Source organism: Ferrovibrio sp. (assembly GCF_035304305.1).
In the GTDB taxonomy this organism is placed as follows: domain Bacteria; phylum Pseudomonadota; class Alphaproteobacteria; order Ferrovibrionales; family Ferrovibrionaceae; genus Ferrovibrio.
Genome location: NZ_DATGQG010000082.1, coordinates 1 through 6,248 on the forward strand (window position 1 = coordinate 1; position 6,248 = coordinate 6,248).

Annotated in this window: 7 protein-coding genes and 1 tRNA gene; 4 read left to right on the top strand and 4 right to left on the bottom strand. The window is 67.4% G+C overall.

Annotation, left to right across the window (positions count from 1 at the left end; translation table 11 throughout):
* Positions 1 to 3: 3 nt before the first annotated feature.
* Positions 4 to 78: transfer RNA gene (locus VKZ87_RS09935), tRNA-Val, on the bottom strand.
* Between the two features lie 105 nt (positions 79 to 183).
* Here VKZ87_RS09935 and VKZ87_RS09940 point away from each other — a divergent pair.
* Positions 184 to 1,104: an N-formylglutamate amidohydrolase gene (locus VKZ87_RS09940; protein ID WP_324221099.1), complete on the top strand. Its 921-nt coding sequence runs from the start codon at positions 184 to 186 to the stop codon at positions 1,102 to 1,104.
* A 14-nt stretch (positions 1,105 to 1,118) separates the two neighbouring features.
* Here the strand turns inward: VKZ87_RS09940 and VKZ87_RS09945 are convergent, their stop codons facing one another.
* Positions 1,119 to 1,592: an Lrp/AsnC family transcriptional regulator gene (locus tag VKZ87_RS09945; protein WP_324221100.1), complete on the bottom strand. Its 474-nt coding sequence runs from the start codon at positions 1,590 to 1,592 to the stop codon at positions 1,119 to 1,121.
* A gap of 135 nt (positions 1,593 to 1,727) precedes the next feature.
* On the opposite strand from VKZ87_RS09945, the gene phhA reads away from it, so the two are divergent.
* From phhA to VKZ87_RS09960, 3 genes are all read left to right on the top strand, one after another.
* Positions 1,728 to 2,612, top strand: coding sequence for a phenylalanine 4-monooxygenase (gene phhA, locus VKZ87_RS09950; RefSeq protein ID WP_324221101.1), 885 nt, complete (start codon positions 1,728 to 1,730; stop codon positions 2,610 to 2,612).
* A gap of 146 nt (positions 2,613 to 2,758) precedes the next feature.
* The gene (locus tag VKZ87_RS09955; protein ID WP_324221102.1) at positions 2,759 to 3,367 is read left to right on the top strand and encodes an HD-GYP domain-containing protein; all 609 of its coding nucleotides are present in this window, start codon (positions 2,759 to 2,761) and stop codon (positions 3,365 to 3,367) included.
* A 337-nt stretch (positions 3,368 to 3,704) separates the two neighbouring features.
* Positions 3,705 to 4,760 (top strand): hypothetical protein, encoded by a 1,056-nt coding sequence (locus tag VKZ87_RS09960; protein ID WP_324221103.1) that lies wholly within the window; start codon positions 3,705 to 3,707, stop codon positions 4,758 to 4,760.
* Between the two features lie 79 nt (positions 4,761 to 4,839).
* Here the strand turns inward: VKZ87_RS09960 and VKZ87_RS09965 are convergent, their stop codons facing one another.
* Complete coding sequence (locus VKZ87_RS09965; RefSeq protein ID WP_324221104.1) at positions 4,840 to 5,166, bottom strand: HigA family addiction module antitoxin; 327 nt, start codon at positions 5,164 to 5,166, stop codon at positions 4,840 to 4,842.
* On the bottom strand, positions 5,138 to 5,419 hold the full coding sequence (locus tag VKZ87_RS09970; RefSeq protein WP_324221105.1) for a type II toxin-antitoxin system RelE/ParE family toxin: 282 nt from the start codon (positions 5,417 to 5,419) through the stop codon (positions 5,138 to 5,140). The genes VKZ87_RS09965 and VKZ87_RS09970 overlap by 29 nt, the downstream gene beginning before the upstream one ends.
* Positions 5,420 to 6,248 lie beyond the last annotated feature (829 nt).

The window sequence follows — 6,248 nt, forward strand, 5'->3', positions numbered from 1 at the left end:
GAGTGGTGGGCGGTACAAGGATCGAACTTGTGACCCCTACCATGTCAAGGTAGTGCTCTACCGCTGAGCTAACCGCCCGTGCCACTTCAAAGGTCCGGCCGATGCTGCGGTGGCGCGGACGGCAGGCTTTTAATCGCTGCCGGGCCGGTTGGCAAGCCTTGCTGCCGCCGCCAATATAGCGCCATGACCTTTGCCTCCGCCGTTGCCCGTGTCCACCGGCCCGATCCCGAATTTCCGGTCGATCCGCCGATCCGCATCACCCTGCCGCCGCCGGACCGGGTCCGCACCGCTCTGGTGCTGTCCTCGCCCCATTCCGGCGACATCTATCCGGAGAGCTTCCGCTCGGCCTCCCGGCTGGACCCGCTGACGCTCCGGCGCTCGGAGGATGCGTTCATCCACGAGCTCTACGCCGCCGGGCCCTCGCTCGGCGCGCCCCTGCTGGAGGCCCTGTTCCCGCGCGCCTACTGCGACCCCAACCGCTCAGCCTACGAGCTCGACCCGGCGATGTTCGACGCGCCGCTGCCGCCCCATGTGCAGACCGAGAGCGGCAAGATCGGCGCCGGCCTGGGCACCATCGCCCGCGTCGTCGCCGGCGGCCTGGAGATCTACAAGGGCAAGCTGCCCTTCGCCGAGGCCGAACGCCGCGTCGAGACCTGCTGGCGGCCCTATCACGAAGCGCTGGAAAAGCTGCTGCAGGAGGCGAAGGCGCAGCACGGCATCGCGCTGCTGCTCGACTGCCATTCCATGCCCAGCGTCGGCGGCAGCAACCAGCCCGACGCGGGCCAGCGCCGCGCCGACATGGTGCTGGGCGATTTCCACGGCGTGTCCTGCGCGCCGCGGCTGGTCGACCGCGTCGAGGATTACCTGAAATCCTGCGGCTTCTCGACCGCGCGCAACAAGCCCTATGCCGGCGGCTACATCACGCAGCATTACACCCGCCGCGCCGAGGGCTTCCACACGCTGCAGCTCGAGATCAACCGCGATCTCTACATGGACGAGGTGCAGATCACCCGCGCCGGCGGCTTCAGCCGCGTGCAGAGCGCGATGACCGGCCTGGTCGAACTGCTCACCGCCTCGGCGACGCCCGACTTCCTGAACGGCTGATCGGCCAGCGCGGCCTACGCGCTTTGCAGCGGCAGCGCCGTGGTCTGCTTGATCCGGTGCAGCACGATGGAGGAGCGCGCGCTGCGCACGCCGGGAATGCGCAATAAGCGCAGCATGAGGAAATCGGCGAAGGCCTTGAGGTCGCCGGCGACGATGCGCAGCACGAAATCGGCCTCGCCGGTCACCGAATAGCATTCCAGGATCTCCGGCCAGTTCATCACCGCCGCCTCGAAGCCATGCACGAGATCCTCGGCATGGCGCTCCAGCGAGACATTGGAAAAGGCCAGCACGCTGAGGCCCACGGCTTCCGGCTTGAGCAGCGCGGCATAGCGCTCGATCACGCCGTCCTCCTCCAGCCGGGCGAGCCGGCGGCTGATCTGGCTGGGGCTGAGGCCGACCCGGTCGGCCAGCGCGGAGGCGGCGGCACGGCCGTCCGTCTGCAGGGCGGCGAGCAGGCGCAGGTCGAAGACGTCGAGATCGGCTTCCATGCAGGCATTCTGCATTTCTGCGCGAACCCTGCAAGGAAATAGCATAGCTGCCGAAAACCATGCTTCATGTTGCGCGGTTTTTGCGCAGCATATGCATTACCCTTGCGGATAACGGACCAGCCCGGGAGGCCTGCCATGTCCGCTCTGCCCGCTGCCGACCTGCCTTCTGCCGATCTGCCGCTGCGGCCCGACTACACGCTGGACCAGCCGCGGCATCTCTATACCGCCGAGGACCATGCCGTATGGCGCGACCTGTTCCACCGCCAGGCCGCCCTGCTGCCCGGCCGCGCCTGCGGCGAATTCCTCGCCGGGCTGGACGGGCTGGGCATGGCTGCCGACGGCATTCCCGATTTCGAGCGCCTGTCGGACCTGCTGGAGAAGGCGACCGGCTGGCGCATCGTCGCGGTGCCCGGCCTGGTGCCCGACGACGTCTTTTTCGGCCATCTCGCCGAGCGGCGCTTTCCCGCCACCTGGTGGATCCGCCGCCGCGCCCAGCTCGACTACCTGCAGGAGCCCGACGTCTTCCACGACATCTACGGCCATGTGCCGCTGCTGATGAATCCGGTCTTCGCCGACTACATGCAGGCCTACGGGCAGGGCGGGCTGAAGGCGGCGAAGCTGAACGCGCTGCATCGCCTGGCGCGGCTCTACTGGTACACGGTGGAATTCGGCCTGATCGAGACGCCGCAGGGCCTGCGCATCTACGGCTCGGGCATCCTCTCGTCGAAAAGCGAGAGCATCTTCTGCCTCGAATCCGCCGCGCCCAACCGCGTCCGCTTCGATCTCGCGCGGGTTATGCGCACGCGCTACCGCATCGACACCTTGCAGAAGACCTATTTCGTGATCCGCAGCTTCGACGAGCTGTTCGAGGCGACGAAACCGGATTTCACTCCACTTTACCGCGCGCTCGCGCCGCTGCCCGATTACGGCGCCGCGGATCTCGCAAAGGGCGATGACATCATCACCCGCGGCACGCTGGACGCGGGGGAAGGCGGCTGGGGCGACACCGCCGACGCCTGACGCGAATTCACCGGAATACCGGTTTGTATCGGCGGTCACACGCCGCGACGCCGCCGGGACTGGCATACCGCGCCGACAGCGCCTACATACGCGCTGCCCGTCGTAACCCTCCCGGACTTCCTTCCAGGCTTCCCCCGACACTCTCCATGATCGACCGACATACCGTGGCGCGGCTGGTGACGCATGTCGCCCATGCCCGCGACAGCGTCACGCAGAACCATGCCGACATGACCGCCGTGATCAGCCGCATGCTCGCCGAGGCGATGCAGCTCGATACCGCCGCGGTGAACGACATCGTCGACGCGGCCCTGCTGCACGATATCGGCAAGACCGTGATCCCCGACGCCATCCTGATGAAGCCCGGCCGCCTCGATGCGGCGGAGCGCGCGGTGATGAGCGCCCATACCAGGCGCGGCCATGACCTGCTGCGCGAGGCGCGGCATCCCTCCCTCGACGTCGCCGCCGAGGTGGCGCTCTGCCATCACGAGAATTTCGACGGCAGCGGCTATCCCCGCGGCATCCAGGGCGAGGCGATTCCGCTCGCCTCCCGCATCGTTTCGGTCGCCGATGTCTACGAGGCGCTCTGCGCCGCGCGGCCCTACAAGGCCGGCCTCAGCCATGCCGAAGCCTGCCGCATCATCCTGGAAGGCGACGGGCGCACCTCGCCGGCCTGCTTCGATCCGGCGGTTCTGGCGGCTTTCCGCCGCCGCGAGGCCGAGATCGCGCAGCTGAAAGGCAGAGCCGCCGCGGCCTGAGCAAACTGCCACGCCTTGGTCACGCCACGGGAACCGCCAACGGCGGTTTAATGCAGCGTGTCAGGCTGGAGGCCGGGAATGCTCCGTACGCTTCTTTTCAGGTTGCGCTGTCAGCGAACGCGGTTCGCGCGGCGCATGCCTGCGTGGAGGATGCGGGGCGGCTGCATGCCTTTTCCGTTCCGGATGCGCCTGCGGTTCAGCCCGCCCTGATCGCTGGATGACACAGCGTAAACGGTTCCGTGCCCTGCCGGCCTGCCGGCGGTTGCGGAACCTGCCACGGCAGCCGGCCTGATGCACGGCGGCTGTCTCCGTCGCTCGGTTTTACGAAGTGGGATCCATGAAACGGTTTGCCTTCGGCCTTCTCGCCGGATGCATCGGAGTGTTCGGGACGATTGCCGCCAGCTACGGTCTGCTGGCGCTGGCCAGTCCCGAGAACATGCCGGCGCCCCCCATCACCCGTCTCAGCGCGCTGGACGAGAAGCTGCGCTACATCCGCCGCAATCCCGAACTCGACCCGCAGATCCTCGCCATCGGCTCATCGATCGCCTGGCGCCAGCTCGACGGCGCCGCCTTCGATGCCATGGCGGGCCGGAGCGGCGCCTTCCTCAACGGCGGCACCGTGCATCTGCAGATGCACCAGTCGCGCGAGATGCTCGACTTCTACCTCGACCATTTCTCGAAGGTGCGTTCGGTGCTGCTGCTGGCCGGTCCGCCCGATTTCAGCGACTGCAGCACCGCGCCGGCCGCGATGATGCCGGAGGACGAGGCGGCGGCCTATGCCTTCCGCGACTGGCCGGCGGCGTATTTTTACCTGCGCTTCTTCGCGCCGCAGCGCTTCATCAAGGCGGCGGCGAACCTGCCCGAGCGGCAGAAACCCCTGCTCGGCGATCTCTGGCTCGACCGCTGGGGCAGCGGGCCGCTGCATGTGCCCGAGACGATGCAGCGCGGCCTGCGCTACGGCCCGACCGGCACCGACCCGGCCTGCATCGACGCGCTGCTCGGCATGGCCGGCGACCTGCGCGCCCGCGGCGTGGCCTTCACCCTGGTCTTTCCGCCGGTGCATCCCGCCTACCGCGAGAAATATCCCGCCGTGATGGCCTCGCTCTGCGGCATCGCGCGGCGGCTGGAGCCCGCCATCGCCGATGGCAGCCTGCGCCTGCTGCAGTACCAGGACGATCCGCGCTATGGGGAAGCCGATTTCTTCGACGCCTTCCACCTGCAGTTCCCCGCCGTGCAGCGGTTCTCCGGCGAGGTGGCCCAGGCGATGGGCGGGCCGCCGCCGGCCGAGATGCTGATCGCCAGCTCGCGCCGCGGCGTGCCCGATACCGGCAAGGCGCTGCGGCCCGCAGTGCCCGCCGCCGCGCCGCCCGCCTCGCAATGCGGGCTGACATGATGCCAGCGGATTGATTCCCGCGCGTTGATCCCGGAGCCAATACCTACTAGCAGGGTGAACGCGATGAAGTGTGTGCGGCTTACGCCGCGTTGCGGCGGTCGAGAACGGGAATGCGCTTCAGCCGGTCGCCCAGTTCGCGCTTGCGCTTGAGCAGATCGTAGTCGTCCTGCAGGCCGAGAAAGAAGCCTTCCGACAGGCCGAAGAAACGCGCCAGCCGCAGGTCCGTATCGGCCGTGACCGCGCGCTTGCCCAGCACGATCTCGTTGATGCGCCGCGGCGGCACGCCCAGCGCGCGCGCCAGCGCATTCTGGCTCAGGCCCAGCGGTTTGAGGAATTCCTCGTCCAGGATGCGGCCCGGATGCGGGTTGGGAATCCGCTTAGTGGTAGTCGACGATTTCGACGTCATAGGCATTGCCATCCTTCCAGCCGAAGCAGATGCGCCATTGCTGATCGATGCGGATGCTGTACTGATCGCGCCGGTCGCCCTTCAGTTTCTCGAGCCGGTTGCCCGGCGGAATCCGCAGATCGTCAAGTCTGCGGGAGCGGTTCAGCAGGCGCAGCTTTATCAGCGCCTTCTCCTGCATGCCCCTCGGGAACCGGCGGCTGTATTCGCCGGCCCAGACCCGCTCGGTTTCCCGGTCCCTGAAGCTGAGGATCATAAGGTAGTATAACGTTGCACGTTATATAACGCAAGACGTTATAAAAATGAAGATCCGCCACCCGCTATTCGCCTCAATTGAAAATTCTTTATGGCGAATAAGTACCAACCTCCTCCATCCGCCCTTATAGCTGTCCTCATGCGCCGCATAGGCGCGCATGATGCCGCCGCACCGGGGGTAGCGGAATCTGTGGCTCCAGGGCTCGGTGGCCCGCCGCACCATGATGGTGCGCAGGCGCTCGCCGTCCTCGATACCGCTGGCGGAATCCGCCGCGGCCCTGCAGTCCTCGCAGAATGGTCAGGTCGCCAAAGGTGCCCGCGCGAAGCGGGGGAAAGGGGGTGGGGGCGGCTCCTTGCGGCGGCTGTCGGGGCCTGGCGAAAAACGGACTTGGCTTTTTCGGCTGGATGTACTATATTTGTTCCTTACAGACAAGGGCCGACGGCCTTGGCGGTTGGACATCGTGAAGATGCGGCACGGCTATGCATACACATGTATGTGAGAGGGCCAATGACGGGCGAAATCACCCTGTTTAGGGGCTTCGCGGCCGGGTTTTTGACGCGATTCAGCCTTGAGTGGCCGGCGATCTCCGCAGGGGCCCGGCGGTCCGGAACGGGCTCCAGCGGGCCGCAGCGGACTCCAGCGGGCTCCAGCGGACCGGAATGGACCGCAGTGGACCGTAGCAGGCTCCAGCGGGCCGCAGCGGGCTCCGGCCGACCCGGACGAAAGCCGGGGCGGCTCCGTCCCCGGGCCTGCCTCCGGCTACTCCATCCGCACCATGACATGCCGGCGGTAGCCCGGCCGTTGCGCCAGCCGCTCGTGCCAGGCGGCC